Genomic DNA, 21,508 nt, shown 5'->3' on the forward strand with positions numbered 1-21,508 from the left:
CATGGCAGCAATTACGATGCGCAACATCGTCAAGAAGTACGGTGACGGCTTTCCTGCCGTCAACGACGTCAGCCTCGACATCGCGGATGGCGAATTCGTGATCCTGGTCGGCCCGTCGGGCTGCGGGAAGTCGACACTTCTGCGGATGATCGTCGGACTCGAGGACATCACCTCGGGCGACATGCTGATCGGCGACAAGAAGGTCAACGACAAGGCGCCGCGCGACCGCAACCTGTCGATGGTGTTCCAGAACTACGCGCTCTACCCGCACCTGACCGTGTTCGAGAACATCGCCTTCCCGCTTCGGTTGTCGGGCAAGCTATCCGACGATGAGATCCGCAAGCGGGTCACCGAGGCCGCCGACACGCTCGAACTCGGCGAGCACCTCGACCGCAAGCCGGCCAACCTGTCGGGCGGTCAGCGGCAGCGTGTCGCGATGGGACGCGCGATCGTACGCGAGGCCGACGCGTTCCTGTTCGACGAGCCGTTGAGCAACCTCGACGCGAAGCTGCGCGGCCAGATGCGCACCGAGATCCTACGGCTGCAGCGCAAGCTCGGCGTCACCACCGTCTACGTCACCCACGACCAGACCGAGGCGATGACGCTGGGCGATCGCGTTGCGGTGCTGAAAAAGGGTGTGCTGCAACAGGTGGCCAGCCCGCGTGAACTCTACGACCAGCCGGTCAACCTCTTCGTCGCCGGCTTCATCGGCTCCCCGCCGATGAACTTCGTGCCCGCCCACGTCAACGGCGACAATGTCGAGCTGCCGTTTGCGACGGTGCCGCTGCGCGACGAGTGGCGCAACGCCGTCGACGATCAGAAGGTGTACATCGCCGGTATTCGGCCGGGCGCCTTCGAGGACGCGGAGTTCGTCGATGACGACAAGCGCTCCCGCGGTGTGACCTTCGAGGTCACCGTCGACATGGTCGAGTGGCTGGGCAACGAACAGTATGCGTTCGTGCCGTTCGAGGCGACGCCGGAGATCAAGCAGCAGCTGGCCGAGCTGGCCAACGAACTCGACAGCGAGCAGTTGCGCACGCAACTCTGTGTCGAGCTGGATCCGCTGAGCCGGGTGCGCTCGGGTGACAAGGCCACGCTGTGGCTGGACGCCGAGCGTCTGCACCTGTTCGATCCGCACAGCGGTGACAACCTCACGCGCGCGGATCAATCCAGCGGTCGGCACGCGGCGCCCGCCGGCTGAGCCGGCGGCCACACACGCCGATGGCGGCTCCTGAGCTTCGGCTGCGGGCTCCGCGCCCGGAACTGCTTGCGCTGCCCTGGGATCGGGCGCTCGCCGACTGGACCGCGCCCGAGGTCCCGCTGCGCGACCTGCCGGTGGGACCCAGCCGGCACCTGGTCAAGTTCGTCGAGTGCGACGGTGAGCTGTGGGCGCTCAAGGAGCTGCCCCCGCGCATCGCCGCCCGTGAGTACGAGGTGCTGCGCGCGCTGGAGGACATGGAGCTCAACGCTGTTCGTCCGGCCGGACTGGTGTTCCAGCCCGACTTCGACACTGCGATCCTGCTGACCCGCTACCTCGCCGGCTCGTGGCAGTACCGCCGGATGTTCATGCGGCTGCCGCCCGACGCGCCCAAACACCGGGCCCGCTTGTTCGACGCCATGGCGACGCTGCTGGTCGAACTGCACCGGCACGGGGTGTTCTGGGGCGACTGCTCGCTGGCCAACACGCTGTTCTCCCGGGACGGGCAGGTGCTGCAGGCCTTCCTCGTCGACGCCGAGACCAGCGAGATCCACCCGACCCTGTCGAACGGGCAGCGCACCCAGGACATCGACATCACCGTCGAGAACGTCGCGGCGGGGCTGCTCGACGTCGCGGCGCGGCTCGAAAGACCGGATCTGGAGCCGGGATTCATCGGCGAGGCGTTGGCGATTCGGGAGCGCTATGAACAGTTGTGGGAGCTGTTGCACGCGGCGCCGACGTTCGGCTTCGCCGATCGATACCGCGTCGAGGGCACCATTCGCAAGCTCAACGAGCTCGGCTTCGCCGTCGACGAGGTGTCCCTGCAGCCGGTCACCTCCGGCGCCGACGAACTGCGCCTGCACGTCGCTGTCGGCGACCGCCGATACCACGCCACCGAGCTGCAGCGCTTGACCGGACTGGTCGTCGGTGAGGGGCAGGCCCGCATACTGCTCGGCGACCTGCACGCCTACCAGGGGCAGCTGTGTCGCGAAGCCGGTCACGACGTCGATGAGCGCACCGCGGCGCAACTGTGGGTGATGGAGGTGGCCACCCCGACGATGCACCGCGCGCACGCCGCGGTCGGACGTTCCGGCACCCCCATCCAGGCCTACTGCGATCTGCTCGAGGTGCGGTGGCTGCTCTCCGAGCGGGCCGGCCGTGACGTCGGCACCGACCGCGCGCTGCAGGCGTTGGCGCGCAACGTCGTCCCGTCGGAGTCAGCCGCGCAGTTGATGATCGTCGAGACGCCGACCGAACCGTTCTCGGTGCTCGACGACGAGTAGTCCGACGGTGCGGACCGCGGGGCGGTTCATCCGGTCGAGCCGATACTCCGTTGCTCTACCCGCAGATACGCGTGGATCGTGGTGCCGTCGACCCCGGCATGGCAGCGCACCAGGTCGGCGATGGCATTGACCACCATCAGGCCCCCGTGCGCCGCTGTCGCCCCGCTCGGGCCGTCGAGCGGATCACGGGGCCGGGCTTGGTCGCGCGCCTCGCACGCCAGGTAACCGTCCGTGCTCCAGAAAGCGAGCCGGCACGGCCCGGCATTGTGCACCAACGCCTCGGTGGCCAGCTCGGTCACGATGAGCCGCAGATCGATCAATTGCTCGTCGCCGCACCCGAACCACTGCCCGTACCGGGCGGCGAAGGTGCGGGCGCGGTGCAACTCGGCGACCGTCCGCACGGTGCAGCCCACCGCGTCGGCGGCCGCGTGCAACGGCTCGTTGTACCGCCGCCAGGCGTCGTCCGGCGCGAAGTGCGAGCTGTCGGCCTCCGGCTCCCCGTACCTCCACAACACCGGGTGGGTGGTACGGGCATCGTCGAGGCGCTCAGCGGTCAGCGCGCACGCGTCGTACGGACAGACCACCGTGACGTCCCGTCCGGTGAACGCGATGTTGATCAGCGCTTCGTACTGCACGCACGCCGGATACTCCAGCGCCGAACGGCCGTCCCACACCGGCTCGCCGATCATCAGCACCGGCTGGGGGACGTTCGCCTCCACGAATCGGCTCAGCACACCGGCGAGGATGCTGCCGGGATTGCGCCCCGCCTCCGTCATGTCGATCAGCGTCACCGCGCCCTCGGACGGGCCCAGCGCGGCGCGCAGTGCCGTCAGGTTCGGTCCCGGCACGGCGACCAGAACGCAGTGCCCCCTGTCGAGTGCGTCGATGATCGACGGCACCAGACAGTCGACATACGCCGCCGGCGAGTCATAGAAGAACGCCGGATGCCGGAATCGGTCGACGTCGGGATCAGACAGAACAGACAAGCACTGACTCCCGACGTCGATGACGCATCGGGTCGCTGCTCCGATGAATGACTTCGACGATACGCCGCTGTCAGCGCGTACGCGGGCAGAAAATATGACGGCGACGATGCGGCCAGCACTGCGACCAACTTCCGTTTCTATGGCAATATTCGGCTCATAAGTCCGCAGAAACGGAAAGCTTCGCATGCCCGAGATCAGGATCAGAGACGCGGCGGTGCTGCTCGGCGTCAGCGACGACACCGTGCGCCGCTGGATCGACGGCGGCGCTCTGCCGGCATCGAGGGACGAGTCGGGCCGCAAGGTCATCGCCGGTGAGGCGCTCGCCGGCTTCGCGCGGCAACACGCCGCGCCGCCACCCGACCCGGTCGGTGTCGCGAGTTCGGCGCGCAACCGTTTCGTCGGGCTCGTCACAGAGGTGCGCTCCGACCGTGTGATGAGCGAGGTTCAGATCCAGTGCGGGCCGTTCACCGTGGTGTCCCTGATGAGCACCGAATCCGTCCGCCAGCTCGGTCTCGAGCCTGGCGTCGTCGCGGTGGCCATGGTCAAGGCCACCACCGTGATCGTCGAGACCGCGGGCGGAAGCTCGTGAAGGCACCCGTGGCAGTAGTGGTGGCAGTAGTGGCGGCCGCCCTTGTCTGCGGGGGTTGCTCGTCGTCGCCGCCGTCGGCCGGCGACCGACTCACGGTGTTCGCCGCGGCGTCGCTGAAGTCGACGTTCACCGACCTGGGGGCGCGATTCGAGAAGGACAACCCCGGCACGACGGTCACGTTCAGCTTCGCCGGCTCATCGGAGCTCGCCACGCAGCTCACCCAGGGCGCACCCGCAGACGTGTTCGCCTCCGCGGACACGGCGAACATGACCAAGGCGGTCGACGACGGCCTGGTATCCGGCGATCCCGTCGCGTTCGCGACGAACACGCTCACCATCGTCACACCGCCGGGAAACCCCAGCGGCATCGCGACATTCGCCGACCTCGCCCGTCCCGGCATCCAGGTGGTGACCTGCGCGCCCCAGGTGCCGTGCGGTGCCGCGGCCGACAGGGTCGAGAAGGCCACGGGGGTCTCCCTCGCCCCGGTCAGCGAGGAATCCTCGGTCACCGACGTCCTGGGCAAGATCACCTCCGGGCAGGCCGATGCCGGGCTGGTGTACGTGACCGACGCCGCGAACGCCGGTGACAAGGTCACCGAGATCGCCTTCCCCGAGGCGCGCCGGGCCGTGAACGTGTACCCCATCGCCGTCCTGAACCAGGCCCGGTCCCGCCCGGCCGCACAGCGTTTCGTCGATCTCATCACCGGACCCCAGGGTCGCGACGTGCTCGCCGCCGCAGGTTTCGCCGAACCGTGACCGCCCGGCCGCGCGAGGGTGGCGCCGTGCCCGTCGGCCTGCCCGCCTGGATCTACCTGCCCGCCGGAATCGGTGCCCTGTTCGTGGTGGTACCGCTCGTCGCGATCGTCGTGCGGATCGACTGGCCGCACTTCCTCCCGCTCGTCACCTCCGAATCCGCCCGCGCGGCACTGACTCTGAGCATCAAGACCGCCGCGGCGAGCACGACACTGTGCGTGGCGGTCGGCGCCCCGATGGCGCTTGCGCTGGCACGCGGCCGGTTCCCCGGCCGCTCGATCGTCCGCGCGCTGGTGCTGCTGCCGCTCGTGCTGCCGCCGGTGGTGGGCGGCATTGCGCTGCTCTACACGTTCGGGCGACAGGGTCTGCTGGGCCACCAACTCGACGTCCTCGGTGTCCGGGTCGCCTTCTCCACCACCGCGGTGGTGCTGGCTCAAGCGTTCGTGTCGTTGCCGTTCCTGGTGGTGAGCCTCGAAGGCGCACTGCGTTCCGCCGGATCGGGCTACGAACACGTCGCCGCCACGCTGGGAGCCCGGCCAACGACCGTTGTGCGAACAGTCACCCTGCCACTGGTGTGGCCCGGCCTGATATCCGGCGCGGTGCTGGCCTTCGCGCGGTCCCTGGGCGAGTTCGGCGCGACGCTGACCTTCGCCGGCTCGCTGCAGGGTGTCACCCGAACCCTGCCGCTGGAGATCTATCTGCAGCGGGAGACCGATGCGGACGCCGCGGTGGCGTTGTCGCTGCTGCTGATCGCCGTCGCCGCGGTGATCGTCGTCGCCTCCGCCGGCCGACGCCTGGCGGGAGCGCTGCCGTGAGCAGCGTGCACGTGGCCGCCCGGCTCCGGCAGCGCGCAATCGACGTCGACATCGCGGTCGAGGACGGCCAGGTGCTGGCCGTCCTGGGTCCCAACGGGGTCGGCAAATCCACGCTGCTGCAGATCGTCGCCGGGCTCGTGCGACCCGACAGCGGCCGTGTCCAGATCGGCGACGACATCGTGACGGACACGCACACAGGTGCTTTCGTACCCGCGCACGCTCGCGGGGTGGCCCTGCTCGCCCAGCAGGCGATGCTCTTCCCACACCTGAGCGTGGGCGCGAACGTCGCCTATGCGCCGCGCTGCCGGGGACTGTCCCGCGCCGCGGCGCGCGAGCAGGCCCGGCGCTGGCTCGACGCCGTCGGCGCGAGCGAACTGGCCGGGCGCCGGCCAGCGCAGCTGTCAGGCGGCCAAGCCCAGCGGGTGGCGGTGGCGCGGGCGTTGGCCGCCGAGCCCCGGGTACTGCTCCTCGACGAGCCGTTCGCCGCCCTGGACGTGACCGCCGCGCCCGCGCTGCGGCGGCTGCTGCGCGATCTTCTCCGGGACCGGTCCCGGACGGCGATCGTCGTCACCCACGACATGCTCGACGCGCTCGCCCTCGCGGACACCGCCGTCATCCTCGAGGGCGGGCGCGTCGCGGAACGCGGACCCGTCCGCTCCGTGCTGAGCGCACCGCGCAGCGACTTCGGTGCGCGCATCGCCGGAGTCAATCTGATCTCCGGTGTGATCTCCGAGCGGGGATCGCTACGGACCCCGTGGGGTGCGGACATCTCGGGACTGGGTGACGCGGAGCCCGGTGTCGCAGCCGTCGCCCTGTTCCGTCCGAGCGCCGTCGCCGTCCACCTCGAGCCGCCTCACGGGAGCCCGCGCAACGTCCTCGCCGTGACCCTCGCCGACGTCGACGTGCGGGGACCGGTCGTGCGTGTGCGCGGCGGCGAACTACCGGATGGAGCGTCGGGGCTGGCCGCCGACGTCAGCGCCGCGGCGGCGGTCGATCTGGGCCTCGAGCCGGGCCGCACGGTGTACTTCGCGATCAAGGCGCAGGAGGTGGGGCTGCACCCCGCGCACGGTATGCGCTAGCGTCAATAACTGCGCTACGGCTACTCCCGTCATTTGCTGACAGAGCACCGCGGAGCACGGAATAGTAAGTGGCATGGGAGTGTCGTGGGCATGGGCCGGTATCCGCGGCAGGTGGTCGCGCTGGTGGCCGCGCCGCTGGGGCTGGTGCTCGCCCTGACGGCGCTGCTCGGCGCGGCCGGCGACCATCCGGCTGTGCGCATCATCGACGACCTGGTGAACTTCGGCTTGCTGGCCTACGCCACCGTCTGCGCCGCGCTGGCCGCCAGAGCGGCGCTCGCCCGGCTGCAACGGGCCTGGGTGCTGATGACGGCAGCCTTGGCCGCATGGGCGGTCGGTGACCTCATCTGGCTGCTGTACGAGCTGATCCTTCGGCAGGAAGCGCCGGTGCCGTCGGCGGCGGACGCTTTCTACATCGTCTTCGCGCTACTGGCCGTCGCGGCGATGACGCAGTTCGTCAGCGAGCCGATGCGCCAGTCGCGGCTGCGCATCGCCCTGGACGGCGTCACGGTGGGCTTGTGCCTGTTTCTGCTGGCCTGGATCCTCGCCCTGCACACCGTGTACGACGCGTACCGCGACGACCGCACCGCGCTGATCGTCACGCTTCTCTACCCCGCCGCCGACCTGACGATGCTCACCATCGCCGTGATGACGCTGCTGCGCGCCGACGCCCGCCAGCGGGTGGTGCTGACAGTGCTCAGCGCGGCGATCGCGGTGATGGCGGTCGCGGACAGCACCTACGCCGTCCTGGTCGCCGGCGACCGCTATCAGACCGGCGATCCGATCGACGCCGTCTGGGGCGGCGCGGCGGTCCTCTTCGCCGCCGCCGCGCTGATCAGCCGCCGGACGCCGACACCGCGCCCGCCCGCCCTGGCGATTCCCTCGAACGCCTCCCTCTGGCTGCCGTATCTGCCGTTGCTCCTCGCGGGAACGGTCGGTCCGCCCCTCGTGATGTCCGGCGTCGAGCAGTTCCTGGTGCCGGTCATCGTCGTCGCCGTATGCCTGCGGCAATCGATGGCAGCCTGGGAGAACCGGCGGCTGCTGACGGCCGCCGCCGACCAGGCGCTGCGCGACCCGCTGACCGGGTTGGCCAACACGGCGCTGTTCGACGACCGGTTGGCCCACGCGATGGTGCTGCGCTCGCGCATCAACCGGTCGGTCGCTGTGCTGTCTCTGGACCTCGACGACTTCAAACTGATCAACGACAACCTCGGGCATTCGGCCGCCGATCGACTGTTGTCCGACGTCGGACGACGGCTGGCCGCCTGCGCGCGGACGGGCGACACCGTCGCTCGTACAGGCGGTGACGAATTCGCGCTGCTGCTCGAAGGGCCGTTCGACGAGTCCGAGGCCGTCGCCCGGCGGGTGAGCGCGGCGTTCGACGTCCCGTTCACCGTCGACGGGCATGACATCCTTCTGCGACCCAGCATCGGCGTGACGGTCGCATCGATGTCCGAGCCCGATCTGACACCCGAAGACCTTCGCGAACGTGCCGGGATCGCGATGCAGGCCGCCAAACGGGCTCGCTCTCCCGAGGTGCACACCTTCAGCGCCGACATGGTGCCCGCCGGCGGCGGTGCGGCGGACGCCTCCGGCGCCGCGCGGCGCCCCAGTGGCGACGGTGCCGCCCAGATCCGTCTGCTCGGCGAATTACGCCACGCCATCGACCACCACGGGCTCGACGTGGTCTACCAACCCAAGATCTCCCTGCGCACCGGCGACACCGTCGGCGTCGAGGCGCTCCTGCGGTGGCCCCACCCGCAACTGGGCCTGCTCCTTCCCGATTCTTTCCTGTCGCTGATACGGGAGCAGGGCCTGATTCAGCGGGTGACCGACCTCGTCCTGGACAAGGCGCTCGACGACACCGCCCGCTGGTACAGCCACGACACGCGAATTCCGGTGGCCGTCAACCTGTTCGCGCCATCGCTGCGTGAGACCGACCTTCCCGACAAGCTGTGCCGAGCACTCGGCTGCAGGGGCCTGCCCACCGATCTGTTGACGGTCGAGATCACCGAGGACGTCGTTCTCAGCGAGATGGACTTGGTGACCGCCGTCTTGCGGCGGTTGCGTGAGTACGGCGTCAGGGTGGCCATCGACGACTTCGGCAGTGGCTATTCGTCGCTGTCGTATCTGCGCGACCTCCCGATCGACGAGGTGAAGCTGGATCGCCATTTCATCGCTCCCGTCACCAGCGACCGACGGGCAGCCGCCGTCGCGCAGGCCGTCATCGACCTGACCCACGACCTGGGGGCCACCGTCGTCGCCGAGGGCATCGAAGACGCCGTGACCGCCGACTGGCTGCGGGAACACGGATGCGATGTGGGGCAGGGCTATCTGTTCGGCCGACCCGTCGACGCCGCCCGGATCGTTGGCGTCGACGGGTCTGACACCCGGCGGGCGGACGACGCCGCGGTCATCGGCCCTTCGTAGTGCGTCGAGCGCGCCGAAGCGGGTACCCGGGCGGCGCAACCACGAGGACGAGGAAGCCGGGAGAGACGATGGGTGACTGCGAAGGTAGCGGTCGTGAGGTACCCGACGATCAACCGTCGGCCCAGGCGGCGACGTGCCCCGTGTGCGGGCGCGAGACACCGGTCGAGCCCGAGGACACCGACGACGGGTTGAGGTCCACGGTCGCTACCCACGACGCGGTGGCATGAGCACGCGGTGCCGCCGGGTGGCGCCTGCCCCCAGCGGGCGCCATCCCGGCCGCAGAAGTCGCGTGCGCCCCGGACACGACAACCCCTCCGTGGCGTGTTCGTGCGCATGCAACGACATCGCTATTGGACCGATCCGGGCCTGGCCGCCGGTAGGGGCGAAGGTCCCTGCCTGCAGCCTTGCCGCAACCCGGGATCTGTCCAAAGGATGACGCATTGTCATTAGGACGGCTCCGTATCCCGGTTCACCAGCGCTGACGCCCTTCATCCCAGGCGCCCGACCGGCCAGGGGGTTTGCACATCTGCGGTGGAGCCGTATTGTCGGAGGCAGGTGCTAAACGTGTGTTGTCATCGCGCCGAGCAAGCAAGCGGCGCTGCGCCGCCTACGCGGTGACCTGCCTACCGTCGTAAGCGCATGTCGAGAATCCGGCGTGACCTGTTGGTCAGATGCCAACCGTTTATGGGCGGTCCAAGACTTGACGCCAGTGTTCAGGCCCGTCACATGCTCGCCAGCAAGAGGAAAGAGACCGCGAGCGGGTCCGCTCCCCCTTCACCGACGCTTCGCGATCGGTCGGAGGTGGCCCAGCACAGCACCGAACACGTCGCGCGTCACGTCGACGAACACGAGAGCCGTGATCCGCAGTGCAAACTCTTCAGCAATCGACTTCTGCTGCCAGCCCTTCCACAGCCACCAGAACCACCAGCACGACCAGAACCACAAGCGCGACCACCAACAACTACGCCGACGTCGTCGTCATGTTCCGCGAACTCGCCCTGCTGGACGAGGACTCCGCGGCGTACCGGCGGATGCGGGAAGCCATCATCGAACGGTGCCTCCCGCTGGCCGAGCACATCGCCCGGCGATTCCGCGGGCGTGGCGAATCCCACGACGACCTCGTTCAGGTCGCGCGTGTGGGCCTGCTCAACGCGGTCAACCGATTCGACATCGACACCGCCGACGACTTCCTCGCCTTCGCGGTCCCCACCATGATGGGTGAGGTCCGCCGCTACTTCCGCGACCACGGGTGGTCGCTGAAGGTTCCGCGGCGCCTCAAGGAACTCAACATGCGGCTCAAGGCCGCCCGGTCCGAACTGACCCAGCAGCTCAACCGTGCGCCGTCTCCCAGCGAACTCGCCGAGTACCTCGGCCTGGAACGGGAGGAAGTCGTCGAGGGACTCATCGCAGCCGACGCCTATTCGACGCGCTCCACCGAACAGGAGCTCAGCGCCGCCGGCGACGGTCTGACGATGATCGACACCTTGGGTGGACCCGATCCCAACCTGCAGAAGGTGGTCGACGTCCACACCGTGCGACCGCTGATCGCCGGTCTGCCCGAACGGGACCGGATGGTGCTGAAAATGCGTTTCTTCGACAACAAGACGCAGTCCCAGATCGCCGACGAGATCGGCGTCTCCCAGATGCACGTGTCCCGTCTCCTGGCGCGCGCATTGGCCACGATCCGCGAGAAAGCCAGCTGAGCAGGAGCCGGGTAGACCCAAATGATCTGCCCGGCTTGCTGTTTCGATTCAGGCAGTCACCCCGGCGCGCAACAGTGCGCCGGGGTACTCGCCGACGTCAGCGCACGGCCGCGTCGAACGCCTGGTCCAAGGTGGGAACCATAACCATGATGTCGGCCAGCCCGATCATCTGCATCGGCCTGCTGGTCGCCGGCCCGTCGGCCACCACCATGAATTGCGTTGCCGCCCCGCACCGATCGTTCGCCTCGACCAGCAGGCCCATTCCCACCGATGCCAAGAAGTCGACGGCGGTGAGGTCCACGATCATCGAGGTGGGTTTCTTCGCCAACGCCGTCTCGATCTGACGGTCGAGCGCGGGGACGGTGAGCATGTCGAGATCACCGGTGCAGCGGATCACGACGACCGAATCGTGCCAGGAGTCGGTGACGATGCATTGCGACGGCGCACCCGCCGACTCCGCGGGTGGGGAGGGTGAAGAGGTGGAAGACATGTCAACTCCGAGATCGCATGGATGAGGCGCTGCGTCTCACGGGCTGTCTAGTCTGAACCTGAAGAATGGGGCGCTTGAAGATCAGTCTATACGCGTTCCGCCAGTCAGAGCGCCGATATCGACTTCAGCACGAATGTCCGCACCCGGCCGGGCACCCCGGCGCGGCACATCGACAGCAGCGGGTCGGACAACTGCTCGCCGAGCACCACCTCGACCGGCCCGGACCCGCCGCTGAGCACGACCCGGATGGTGTCGTCGACGTGGTCGACCGTCACCGGTGAGAGCGTTCGGATGCGTTCGTCGCCGGACGCCTTCCTGACGAAGTACTGCGCGGCCTGCACCGCGTGCGGAAGCGATGTGCGGCCCCGCAGGAACTCGTTGTCGACCAGGCCCTCGACGTATCTGCTGACCAGCGCGGCGGCGTCGGTCGAATCGATGCGCCCGTAACAGAGCCCCTCGGGCAGTATCAGCATCGTCGCGGCGAACCGATCACCACCCAGATGCGAACACTCCCAAGTGATTTCGGGATTCTGCTCCGCGATGGCGGCGGCCGCTTGTCGCCCCCGGACGGCGCAGCACTGATCGTGTCGTCCGTGCGCGCACACAGCGACCACGGGATCGGTGCACCGGTCGCCGTCGCTGCCGTCGAGCGCGAGTTCGAGGTAGTCGCCGGGCCCGGACACCTCGCCGCAGTACAGCGCCTCGCGCCCTTCGTCGGAGAACGCGAGGAACCAGCGCCAGCGCGGGCTCGCCGTGCGGCGGCCCGGCCGGCGGATCGCGGCGACCCGCATCCCGACCGTCTCGAACCGGCGCGCGATGGCGCGCCCGAGCACGGGGTCGACGATCGACGGTGACTCCAGAAACGCCGACGGACCCCAACCACCGCTCAGTTCGAGCAGCGCCCAGGCGTGACCGGCCGACGCGGTCCCGTACATCGCGTCACCGCGCGCCAGCGACTGGTCGCTGCACGGCACACGCCTGGCTTCGGCCATCGACCGCCGTCCTAGTCGGCAACAGCTACGACGACCGCCTCGCGCAGCAGTCGGCGCAGCAGCACAGTGCCGTCGTGGGCATCGAGGCCGGGCAGCGTCGCCGCATCGACGGTGGTGCCGGACTGCAGCGCTCGCAGCGCCGGCGCGCAGAGGCCCGGAAAGGACATGGTGCGGTCGGGAAGCCGCAATCGGACCCGGCCTTCGGCGTCCTCGAGCGTCGCCAGCAGACCGCGGCGCCATCGCACCCGCGTCGTGCCCGCCGCCGCGGCCGCGTCGAGCGTGGCCAGCGGTGGAACCGCCACAGGCCGGGTGCGTTCGCTGTGCCGGCGCGCCAGCCGGGCGGCGACCCGATCGCTCAGTTCCGCGCCGCGGTCCCGCACGGTCCCGGTCAGCGCGGCCATGACCTTCGACGCGATCGCCGCCGTCTCGCCGGTGTGCGCGACGTCGATCCCCATGGGCAGCGACTTGCGGAACTCCGCCTCGTCGGCCAACGCGTCGACGACGGCGCGCATCACGTCCAGACCCGTCATCGCCGAGACGCCGATCGTCAGATGGATCGACGTGGTGTCCCCGGAGCGGGCGGAATGCACCCAGCCGCGGGGCAGGTACAACGCGTCGCCGGCGGTGAGCACGGTGTCGATCACCGGAGGCTGCTCACACCGCGCGGTGATCGCCGCGCGGTGGTCGGTCCACGGCTGGTCGGGCAGCGGGTCGGGGTGCACGGGCTCGTGCACGATCCACCGCTTGGCACCACTGACCTGCAGAACGAAGACGTCATGGACGTCGTAGTGCGGGTCGAAGCCGCGGTTGTCCGGCGGGGTGATGTAGGCGTTGGCCTGCACCGGATGCCCGAGATCGTCGACCGCATCGCGGACGAAATCGATCAGTGGCGGCCACAGCCGGTGCAGCCCCTGCAGAACCAGGGTGGCCCCTGCCGCCAACTGCGCCAGCACGCGCGCCGAATCCACCTGGTCGGGCATCTCGGCACCGAAACCCGCTGCGTCGAGGTAGCAGTCCCGGTCCAGCACCTGGCCTGCCTTGGCCATCCGCAGAAACGGCGCGCGCACCCCGCGGCGGGTGATGAGCTCGTCAACGGCGTCCGGGGAGAGGAGATCCGCGAAGTCGCGGGGCAGCGCACCGGACCGGCTGAGCAGAGGTCGTCGACCCCAGTACTGCGCCGCGAACACCTCCGGGGCGACCGCGACGCAGCGCGTCAGCACGCGACCGTCCTAGGCGGTACCGTCCGCGCCGCCGTCATGACCGCCGGGGTTCGAGCCGCCGTCGGCAGGCCCCTCGCCACCCGCGGTGCCATCGGCGCCGCCGTCATGTCCACCGGGGTTCGAGCCGCCGTCGGCAGGCCCCTCGCCACCCGCGGTGCCATCGGCGCCGCCGTCATGACCGCCGGGATTCGAGCCGCCATCGGCAGGCCCCTCGCCGCCGGATTCCGTGGTGATGTCGTCGTCATCGAGTGCCATTGTCGTCACCTTTCCGCGCCACTGGGATGCCGCTGGGATGAGCCGCAGCCTACCGCGCCTGGCAGTGGTGCCCGCCCGGTACGGCAGCCAAACCCGCCGGCGGTCCCCCGGCAGATAACGGACCGTCGGACATGGCGTAACGATCCGAGTGCGCTGGGCGCGAAGTGATGCGCTCCCAGTAGGATCGGGCCATCGACCCGGTTTTGGGTCGCGTGGCCGTCGCCGACAACACTGGAGAACGCTTGAGGTCTGATCGTCGTGCCCGCGCTGTCTGCCTGGCAGCCCTGCTGGCGGTGGTCGCCGCCGTCGGCATCGTCTCGTCGAGCGCGCCGCAGTGCCCCGATCGCTGCCAGGCTCTGGCCGCGGGCAACGCCTCGCACTTCGCTCCGCCGGCTCCGCCGTCTCCCACGGCCCCGGCCCGGCTCATCGTGACGCCGGGCGCCGGATCCGAGGACGTCAAACCCGATGCCCGGGTACTCGTCGCAACCGTCGACGGGACGCTCGAGAGCGTCACGATGGTCAACGACGCGGACAAGGAGATCCCCGGAGTGCTGACCCCGGACGGCAAGGCGTGGAAGCCGACGATGCAACTCGGGTACGGCCGCACGTACACCATGACGATCGCCGGGCGCGGCCCCGGCGGTATGCCGACCCGGCAGACGTCCAGCTTCAGCACCATCGACCCCAGCGACCAGACCGCGGTGTACCTGAACACCGTCGGTTACGCATCCATCGAGGACGGCGGCACCTACGGCGTCGGCATGGTGGTGGTGGCCCACTTCGACGAAGCCGTCGACAAGGCGGCCGCCGAACGACACCTGCGGGTGCGTACTGATCCGTCGGTCACCGGTAGCTGGTACTGGGTCGACGACCAGACCGCGCACTGGCGCCCGCAGAACTACTACGCGCCCGGTACGAAGGTCAGCGTCGACGCCGACATCTACGGCGACAAGCTCGGCGACGACCTGTACGGCGCCGAGGACGAGACCGTGAGCTTCGTGATCGGCGACGCCCACGTCTCGATCGCCGACGACACCACCAAGCAGGTCAGCGTCTTCGACAACGGCAAGCTCGTGCGCACGATGCCGACCTCGATGGGCATGGGCGGCACCGAGACCATCGGCGGCACCACGCTGTCGTTCTGGACGCCTCCGGGCGTCTACACGGTCATCGACAAGGCCAACCCGGTGATCATGGACTCGTCGACGTTCGGCCTGCCGGTCAACAGCCGGCTGGGTTACCGGGAGACGATCCCCTGGGCGACCAAGATCAGCTCCGACGGCATCTATCTGCATCAGCTGAACTCGACGGTGTGGGCGCAGGGCAACACCGACACCAGTCACGGTTGTCTGAACCTCAACAGCGACAACGCGCAGTGGTTCTACGCGTTCTCGCGGCCCGGCGACGTCGTCGAGGTCCGAAACACCGGCGGGCCGCCCTTACGACTGGAGCAGAACGGCGACTGGACGCTGCCCTGGCAGGAGTGGCTCAAGGGCAGCGCGCTGCGGCAGTAGCTAGTTCCCCGGCGCACCGTCGGGGCGCCGCGTTCCGTCGATGCCGCCGAGGCTGCCGCTGCGCCGGGATCCCCGCCGGCGCCCCCGCGCCTCCGGAGCCGTCGTCGCATCGAGCATCCGTTGCGGACACGCAATTATTGCTTGTAGCATCTGAGTTGACGGCGCGTTCCCGGGACAGGTTCGACAGTGGACAGAAATCAAGGCGGTGAAGCATGCGGGTGGTGATCTGTGGTGCCGGGATCGCGGGACTCACGCTCGCACACCGGATCGCGTCGATCGACGACGAGGTGGTGCTGCTGGAGCGCTCGCCGGGGCCGCGGCCGGAGGGCTACATGATCGACTTCTTCGGCCCGGGCTACGACGCCGCAGCGGCGATGGGTCTGCTGCCGGCGCTGCGGGCCGTCTCCTATGACATCGACGAGGCGCGACTGGTGGACGAGCACGGTCGATGCCGCGCGCGGGTGCGCCCCGCCCTGTTCGCCGACAAAGGACTGCTCGACCTGACCCGACCCGATCTGGAGAGTGTGCTCCGCGACGCGCTGCCGGCCGGAGTGGACCTTCGGTTCGGCACCGCGGTGAGCGGCGTGGCCGACCTCGGCGACGCGGTTCGCGTGACGCTCGACGACGGTACGCACGTGGATGCCGATCTCCTGGTGGGTGCAGACGGTCTGCATTCGACGGTGCGGCGGCTGGTGTTCGGTCCTGACGCGAAGTTCCTGCGCTATCTGGGTTTTCACACCGCCGCATTCACGTTCTACGACCCCGGCATCCTCGAGGCCATGGAAGGGCACTTCTGTCTCACCGACACCGTCGACAGGCAGGTGGGGCTGTACGCCCTGCGCGGCGGCCGCGTCGCCGTCTTCGCGGTGCACCGCACCGCCGATCCCACGTTGCCGGACGACGTGCGATCAGCCATCCGCCAGGCCTACGGCGGACTGGGCTGGCTGGTTCCGGAGGTACTCGGCCGGTGCCCCGCCCAGCACGTCTACTACGACTCCGTCGCCCAGGTCGTCATGCCGCGCTGGCAGCAGGGCCGTGTCGTCCTCCTCGGCGACGCCGGCTACGCCGTATCGCTGATCGCAGGGCAGGGCGCATCGCTGGCGATGGCCGGCGCTTACGTGTTGGCCGAGCACCTCCGCGAAGCGGAATCGATCGAGGAGGCGCTACTCGGCTACGAGACCGAATGGCGACCGGTGGTCGAGGAGAAACAACGCAAAGGTCGCGCGGGAACCCGCTGGTTCCTGCCGTCGTCGCCATGGCAGATCCGAATACGCCACCTGGTGCTGCGCTGTACACGACTGCCGTTGATCGACCGTCTCGTGGCCACGGCACTGGTCGGCAAGTCCGGCGGAGGCATCCGCAATCCGCACAGGACGCGCGTGGCGAAACTTCTGCGGCCGGCGCTGGCCGCACCGACGGTGCTGTACGCCAAGGGTTTCGGTTGGCTTCTCGGGCGGCGCTTCCTGTGCCTGACCCACACCGGACGCAGATCGGGACATCGCTACCGGACCGTGCTGGAAGTCATCGGGGCCGGCCCCGGCGCCGACGAGTACTTGGTGATCGCCGGGTTCGGCCGTTCGTCGGACTGGTTACGCAACATCGAGGCGCACTCCGACTACGAGGTGAACGTGGGCAGTGACCGTTTCTGCGCTCGACATCGTGTGCTCACCGCAGCTGAGGCGGAGTCGGCGATGGCCGAGTACGAACGGGCGCATCGCTGGGTCCGGCCGCTGATCCGCGGTGTGCTGACGAGGCTGCTCGGGTGGCGCTACGACGGCAGCCCCGCGGCACGTGCGCGGCTGGCCCGTCAACTGCCTGTGGTCGCCCTGTCTCCTCAACCACCGGGCTGACATCGTCACACCGCGCAGCCGCGCGATTATGCGACGCAATCGCAATCATTGCATACTGCAATAATGGTGGAAGCACAACGCTTGCGGCGTTCCCGTCGCATACCTGTTTTCCGCCAGAGATTCTGGTGGGGCTGGCTCAGTGACAGTTCGGCTGCCATCGTCCCGTTGGCGATCACGGTCGGTGCCGTCACCGGCCTGGGGGCGGTAGAATTTGGTGAGCTGATCACGCTGTTCACCCGCATGTTCACCGGCTACGACGACTACTCGGGGCTGGGGCGGGTCGCCAGTGCGCACTGGCCGGCGCTGGACTTCTGGTTCCTGTTGCTCACCCCGGTGGTCGCCGGCGCGGTGTACGGGCCGATCGTGCACAAGTTCGCTCCCGAGGCCAGAGGCCATGGCGTTCCCGAGGTGATGTACGCGGTGGCACACCGGCGCGGCCGAATCGCGCCGCAGGTGACGCTGGTGAAGGCACTGGCGTCGGCCTTGTGCATCGGCGGTGGGGGTTCCGTCGGTCGCGAGGGTCCGATCGTTCAGATCGGCTCCGCGGCGGGTTCCACGGTGGCACAGGTGTTACGCCTACCCGTGTCGCGGGTCCGGCTCCTCGTCGCCTGCGGGGCGGCCGCGGGTATCTCCGCCACGTTCAACGCACCCCTTGCCGGCCCGTTCTTCGCGATGGAACTCATCCTGCGCGACTTCGCAGCGCAGTCGTTCGGTGCCGTCGTGCTGTCCAGCGTGGTGGCCGACGTCATCGGCCGCGCGATGCTGGGCGACCATCCGTTCCTGACCCTTCCCTCGTTCGCGGTTCACAGCCCGGTCGAATACGGCCTCTACTCGGCCCTCGGCGTCCTGGCGGGTGCGGTGGGCGTGTTGTTCTCCAAGGTCCTGTACCGGGTCGAGGATGCGTGCGACTGGGCGTGGCGTGGCCCTGAGTGGGCTCGTCCCGCGGCCGGCGGCATCCTGCTGGGGGCGGTTCTGGTGGCTCTGCCCCAGATGTACGGCGTCGGATACCCGGTACTGGAGAACGCCGTGGAGGGCAAGTACCTGATCCCGATGCTAGTGGTCCTGCTGGTCGGCAAGATGCTCGCCACCAGCCTGACCATCGGCATCGGCGGCTCGGGGGGAGTCTTCGCTCCGACGCTGTTCATCGGCGCGATGGCAGGAACCGCATTCGGCGAGATCGCTCACCGCCTTTTCCCGACGGTCACGGAATCACCCGGCGCTTACGGATTGATCGGAATGGGTGCCGCGCTCGCGGGCGCGACGCGAGCACCGGTGACGGCGGTCATCATCCTGTTCGAACTGACCGGGCAGTACTCGATCATCCTGCCTCTCATGGCAGCAGTGGCGGTGGCTGCCGGCACCGGCCACCTCCTGCCCAGGGACACGATCTATACCGCCAAACTGTGGCGCCGCGGTATCGATCTCGACACTCCGCACGGCACATTGTCCGGATTGACCGCAACCGACGTCGCCCGACCGGCACCTGATCCCCTTCCCGGGGACAGCACGCTGCAGGCGGCGGCCGCCGTGCTCGCCGAATCCTCCCTGGGGATGCTGCCCGTGACCGACGGCGAAGGCACCTATCAGGGCTGCGTCTCGGCTGAGGATGTGGCCGAGGCCCTGAACGACGACGCTCCCCCGGAAACGGTGCACAGCCTGATCCGACACCCTATCGCCCTGGACGAGACCGCCGACTCGAGCAAGATCGTGGGAGCGCTTTCCGGTCGCGGCACCGCCGGACTTCCGGTGCTCAACGCTGAGCACACCGCGGTCGTGGGGTGGGTGACCTACGAGTCGCTGCTGGAGCGCCTCCATCCCGCCCCACCGTCCTGACATCGACGAAGCGGATCAGCCGGCCTGCTGGAGCAATGCCGCCCCACCGGGTAAGCGCGGCAGCAGCATTCGCGCCAGCCGGTCACGCAGCCGCTGGTGCTCCGACGTGGTGCGCCGGCCGTGGACCACGGTCGTACCAGCCCGCGCCGCCCCAGGTCACCGCCAGCGCAGCGTCGGTGACGCCGAGGCGGACGCAGATGGTGACTTCTCGCAACCATTGCGAATATGCAATCAATGTCGTCCGAGTTTTCGCGCAATCCGCCTATCCGGACCGGCGTGCCCCGAATCGCCAGAAGCACCCACTGATGGTGCGGCGCGGTTGATTGCCATCACCGTGGTGTTCGACCACAATTCACTCATGACATCACCGCCGCGAAGCCGCGCTCCGCGCAGGTCGCCGCTGACGACTCAGGCGGATGCCGTGCTACGCGCTTCCCGCGCGCTCGTGGGCATCGCCGCCGAATCCCTCGGAGAGGTCGACGATGTGGTCACCGTCCCTCAGTTTCGGGTCCTGGTGCTACTCCACACGCGCGGTCCGATGAACCTCGCCTCCGTGGCGGCTGAACTCGGAGTGAATCCGTCGAATGCGAGCCGAACGTGCGACCGCTTGATCAAGGCCCGACTACTGGATCGCCGAGAATCTCAGGTCGACCGTCGCAATGTCACCTTGACGGTGAAACCTGCAGGACGCCGCCTCGTGGAGAAGGTGACCGAGCACCGTCGCGCGGCCATCGAGCGTGTCCTGCGGTCGATGAAAGCGGAGGACCGCAGCACCGTGGCCGCCGCCTTGGAAGCGTTCGCGGTGGCAGCCGGCGAGCCCGACCGTGACGGCAGAACGATCAGCCTGCTCTGGCCTCCGGAATCGGCCTGAGACAGCACAGTTCCCATCGCTGGGCCAGATGCTGGGCGTTTAGCCGTCGAGCGCAGTGGAATGACTGGACTCCCAGTGGTCGACGAGAGGACTTGCGCATGCGCGCCGCCGCGGACGTCACGGTTGTGGGTACCGGACCGAACGGCCTGGCCGCGGCGATCGTCTTCGCCGCGGCGGGTCTGACCGTATCGGTGTGCGAGGCGCAGCCCCGTCCGGGCGGAGGGGCGCGAACCGAGGAGCTCGACCTCGGCGTTCCCCTGCTGCACGACCTGTGTTCGGCCGTGCACCCGATGGCGATGGCCTCGCCGTTCTTCCAGCGCTTCGAGCTCAGTCGCCGAGTGGAATTCGGCGTTCCCGAGGTGTCCTACGCCCATCCCCTCGACGATGGTCCGGCCGCCGTGGCGTACCACGACCTCGACCGGACCGTCGCCGAACTGTCCGCGGCCGGACCCGCCGACGGTCGCCGGTACGCCGCCATGATGCGCCCGCTGGTCGATGCCGTGCACACCGTACGGGACATAGGGCTCTCAGATCTGCGCCATCCGCCGGCGTCGCTGTGGTCGGGCTCCGGTGTCATCGGCGCGGCGACCCTGGCGGCGCGGGCGCTGGAACTGGGCACGCGGGTGTGGGGCCGGGTCACCGACGCCGAGCGCTGCGGGGCGATGCTGACCGGGGTGGGTGCGCACGCCAACACGCCGATCCCCTCGCTGGCCGGCGCGGCCACGGCGCTGTTGCTCGGCTCGCTCGCTCATGACCCCGGCTGGCCACTGCCCGTGGGCGGCAGCCAGGCCATCACCGATGCGATGGTCGACGACCTGCGCGCCCGCGGCGTCACCGTGGAGTGCGACCTGGCTGTCGACGACGCTGCCTCCCTGCCACCCGCAAGGGTGTACGTCTTCGACACCGCGCCATGGACCCTGGACACCGTCTTCGGGGACCGGTTGCCCGTCCGCTACCGGCGCGCGCTGCGCCGATTCACCCCCGGCAACGGGGTGGCCAAGGTGGACTTCGCGTTACGCGAACCCGTGCCCTGGGCGGACTCCCGACTGAGGAAGGCGGGCACGGTCCACCTCGGCGGGACGCGCGCGCAGATGGCGCGCGCCGAGGCCGACACCGGATCGGGGCGACACAGCGCCACCCCGATGATGCTGGTCAGCCAGCCGACGGTGGTTGACCCCAGTCGGCTCGGTCCTGGTGGCGAACACCCGCTGTGGAGCTACGCGCACGTGCCCAACGGCTCGACGCGGGACATGACCGCGACAGCCATCGCGCAGATCGAGCGCTTCGCTCCCGGATTCCGCGACGTCGTCATCGGCTCACGGTGCATACCGGCTGCCGATCTGTCGCGGCACAACGCCAACTACCGCGGCGGGGACATCGCTGTCGGCACGGTGTCGATGTACCGGATGCTGGCCCGCCCGGTACTCGCATGGGATCCCTACCGCACACCGCTGGGAAACGTCTACTTGTGCTCCGCGGCAACGCCTCCCGGCCCGGGTGTGCACGGCATGTCGGGGATGCACGCCGCCGGCCGGGTGTTGCGGCAACACTTCGGCATCAGCACACTGCCGGATCTCGCTCCCCGCTGACGGGCCGATCGTTGCGGGTTCGCAAAAATGACCGTCGAACGAGGTTTCGCTCCGGCGCCGGG

General features: G+C 69.0%; 19 protein-coding genes. 14 read left to right on the plus strand and 5 right to left on the minus strand.

The genetic code is table 11. From position 1 onward, the window contains the following. Position 1 precedes the first annotated feature (1 nt). Together G6N45_RS20710 and G6N45_RS20715 are read left to right on the plus strand one after the other, a co-directional pair. A complete protein-coding gene (locus G6N45_RS20710) occupies positions 2-1,201 on the plus strand; it encodes an ABC transporter ATP-binding protein (RefSeq protein WP_163724174.1) in 1,200 nt (399 codons plus the stop codon). Positions 1,202-1,221: 20 nt separating this feature from the next. Then, entirely contained in the window at positions 1,222-2,481 is a 1,260-nt protein-coding gene (locus G6N45_RS20715) for a DUF4032 domain-containing protein (protein WP_163724176.1), read from the plus strand. A gap of 26 nt (positions 2,482-2,507) precedes the next feature. Here G6N45_RS20715 and G6N45_RS20720 read toward each other — a convergent pair whose 3' ends face one another. Next, a complete protein-coding gene (locus G6N45_RS20720; RefSeq protein ID WP_163724179.1) occupies positions 2,508-3,467 on the minus strand; it encodes an anti-sigma factor RsbA family regulatory protein in 960 nt (319 codons plus the stop codon). A gap of 184 nt (positions 3,468-3,651) precedes the next feature. Between G6N45_RS20720 and G6N45_RS20725 the strand changes: the two genes are divergently transcribed. From G6N45_RS20725 to G6N45_RS20750, 7 genes are all read left to right on the plus strand, one after another. After that, complete coding sequence (locus G6N45_RS20725) at positions 3,652-4,056, plus strand: TOBE domain-containing protein (protein ID WP_163724181.1); 405 nt, start codon at positions 3,652-3,654, stop codon at positions 4,054-4,056. An 8-nt stretch (positions 4,057-4,064) separates the two neighbouring features. Next, positions 4,065-4,811, plus strand: a complete 747-nt coding sequence (gene modA, locus G6N45_RS20730) for a molybdate ABC transporter substrate-binding protein (protein ID WP_163724183.1) — start codon at positions 4,065-4,067, stop codon at positions 4,809-4,811. Further along, positions 4,808-5,623: an ABC transporter permease gene (locus tag G6N45_RS20735; protein WP_163724186.1), complete on the plus strand. Its 816-nt coding sequence runs from the start codon at positions 4,808-4,810 to the stop codon at positions 5,621-5,623. The genes modA and G6N45_RS20735 overlap by 4 nt, the downstream gene beginning before the upstream one ends. Next, on the plus strand, positions 5,620-6,702 hold the full coding sequence (locus tag G6N45_RS20740; protein WP_163724188.1) for a sulfate/molybdate ABC transporter ATP-binding protein: 1,083 nt from the start codon (positions 5,620-5,622) through the stop codon (positions 6,700-6,702). Before G6N45_RS20735 ends, G6N45_RS20740 begins: the two co-directional genes overlap by 4 nt. Positions 6,703-6,735: 33 nt before the next feature. Beyond that, a complete protein-coding gene (locus G6N45_RS20745; RefSeq protein ID WP_246228743.1) occupies positions 6,736-9,129 on the plus strand; it encodes a putative bifunctional diguanylate cyclase/phosphodiesterase in 2,394 nt (797 codons plus the stop codon). Between the two features lie 68 nt (positions 9,130-9,197). Next, positions 9,198-9,356: a hypothetical protein gene (locus tag G6N45_RS27750; RefSeq protein ID WP_170312461.1), complete on the plus strand. Its 159-nt coding sequence runs from the start codon at positions 9,198-9,200 to the stop codon at positions 9,354-9,356. Positions 9,357-10,109: 753 nt separating this feature from the next. Next, a complete protein-coding gene (locus G6N45_RS20750; RefSeq protein WP_246228744.1) occupies positions 10,110-10,832 on the plus strand; it encodes a SigB/SigF/SigG family RNA polymerase sigma factor in 723 nt (240 codons plus the stop codon). Positions 10,833-10,929: 97 nt separating this feature from the next. Here the strand turns inward: G6N45_RS20750 and G6N45_RS20755 are convergent, their stop codons facing one another. The 4 genes from G6N45_RS20755 to G6N45_RS20770 form a co-directional block, all read right to left on the minus strand. Next, positions 10,930-11,322, minus strand: coding sequence for an STAS domain-containing protein (locus G6N45_RS20755; RefSeq protein ID WP_163724192.1), 393 nt, complete (start codon positions 11,320-11,322; stop codon positions 10,930-10,932). Between the two features lie 104 nt (positions 11,323-11,426). Then, positions 11,427-12,314 carry a ferredoxin family protein gene (locus G6N45_RS20760; protein WP_163724195.1) on the minus strand — a complete coding sequence of 296 codons (888 nt, stop codon included), beginning with the start codon at positions 12,312-12,314 and terminating at the stop codon, positions 11,427-11,429. Positions 12,315-12,325: 11 nt separating this feature from the next. Then, on the minus strand, positions 12,326-13,534 hold the full coding sequence (locus tag G6N45_RS20765) for a cupin domain-containing protein (protein WP_163724197.1): 1,209 nt from the start codon (positions 13,532-13,534) through the stop codon (positions 12,326-12,328). A gap of 9 nt (positions 13,535-13,543) precedes the next feature. After that, positions 13,544-13,789 carry a hypothetical protein gene (locus G6N45_RS20770; protein ID WP_048423115.1) on the minus strand — a complete coding sequence of 82 codons (246 nt, stop codon included), beginning with the start codon at positions 13,787-13,789 and terminating at the stop codon, positions 13,544-13,546. Positions 13,790-14,031: 242 nt separating this feature from the next. Here G6N45_RS20770 and G6N45_RS20775 point away from each other — a divergent pair, with 242 nt between their 5' ends. The 5 genes from G6N45_RS20775 (at position 14,032) to G6N45_RS20795 (ending at position 21,446) form a co-directional block, all read left to right on the plus strand. Further along, positions 14,032-15,303: a L,D-transpeptidase gene (locus tag G6N45_RS20775; RefSeq protein ID WP_246228745.1), complete on the plus strand. Its 1,272-nt coding sequence runs from the start codon at positions 14,032-14,034 to the stop codon at positions 15,301-15,303. Between the two features lie 212 nt (positions 15,304-15,515). Beyond that, complete coding sequence (locus G6N45_RS20780) at positions 15,516-17,153, plus strand: nitroreductase family deazaflavin-dependent oxidoreductase (RefSeq protein WP_163724199.1); 1,638 nt, start codon at positions 15,516-15,518, stop codon at positions 17,151-17,153. 165 nt (positions 17,154-17,318) lie between these two features. Beyond that, a complete protein-coding gene (locus tag G6N45_RS20785) occupies positions 17,319-18,986 on the plus strand; it encodes a chloride channel protein (protein ID WP_246228746.1) in 1,668 nt (555 codons plus the stop codon). A 358-nt stretch (positions 18,987-19,344) separates the two neighbouring features. Next, positions 19,345-19,857, plus strand: a complete 513-nt coding sequence (locus tag G6N45_RS20790) for a MarR family winged helix-turn-helix transcriptional regulator (RefSeq protein ID WP_163728808.1) — start codon at positions 19,345-19,347, stop codon at positions 19,855-19,857. A gap of 98 nt (positions 19,858-19,955) precedes the next feature. Continuing rightward, positions 19,956-21,446 carry a phytoene desaturase family protein gene (locus G6N45_RS20795; protein ID WP_163724202.1) on the plus strand — a complete coding sequence of 497 codons (1,491 nt, stop codon included), beginning with the start codon at positions 19,956-19,958 and terminating at the stop codon, positions 21,444-21,446. Positions 21,447-21,508: the final 62 nt, after the last annotated feature.

This window comes from Mycolicibacterium psychrotolerans, assembly GCF_010729305.1.
In the GTDB taxonomy this organism is placed as follows: Bacteria; Actinomycetota; Actinomycetes; order Mycobacteriales; family Mycobacteriaceae; genus Mycobacterium; species Mycobacterium psychrotolerans.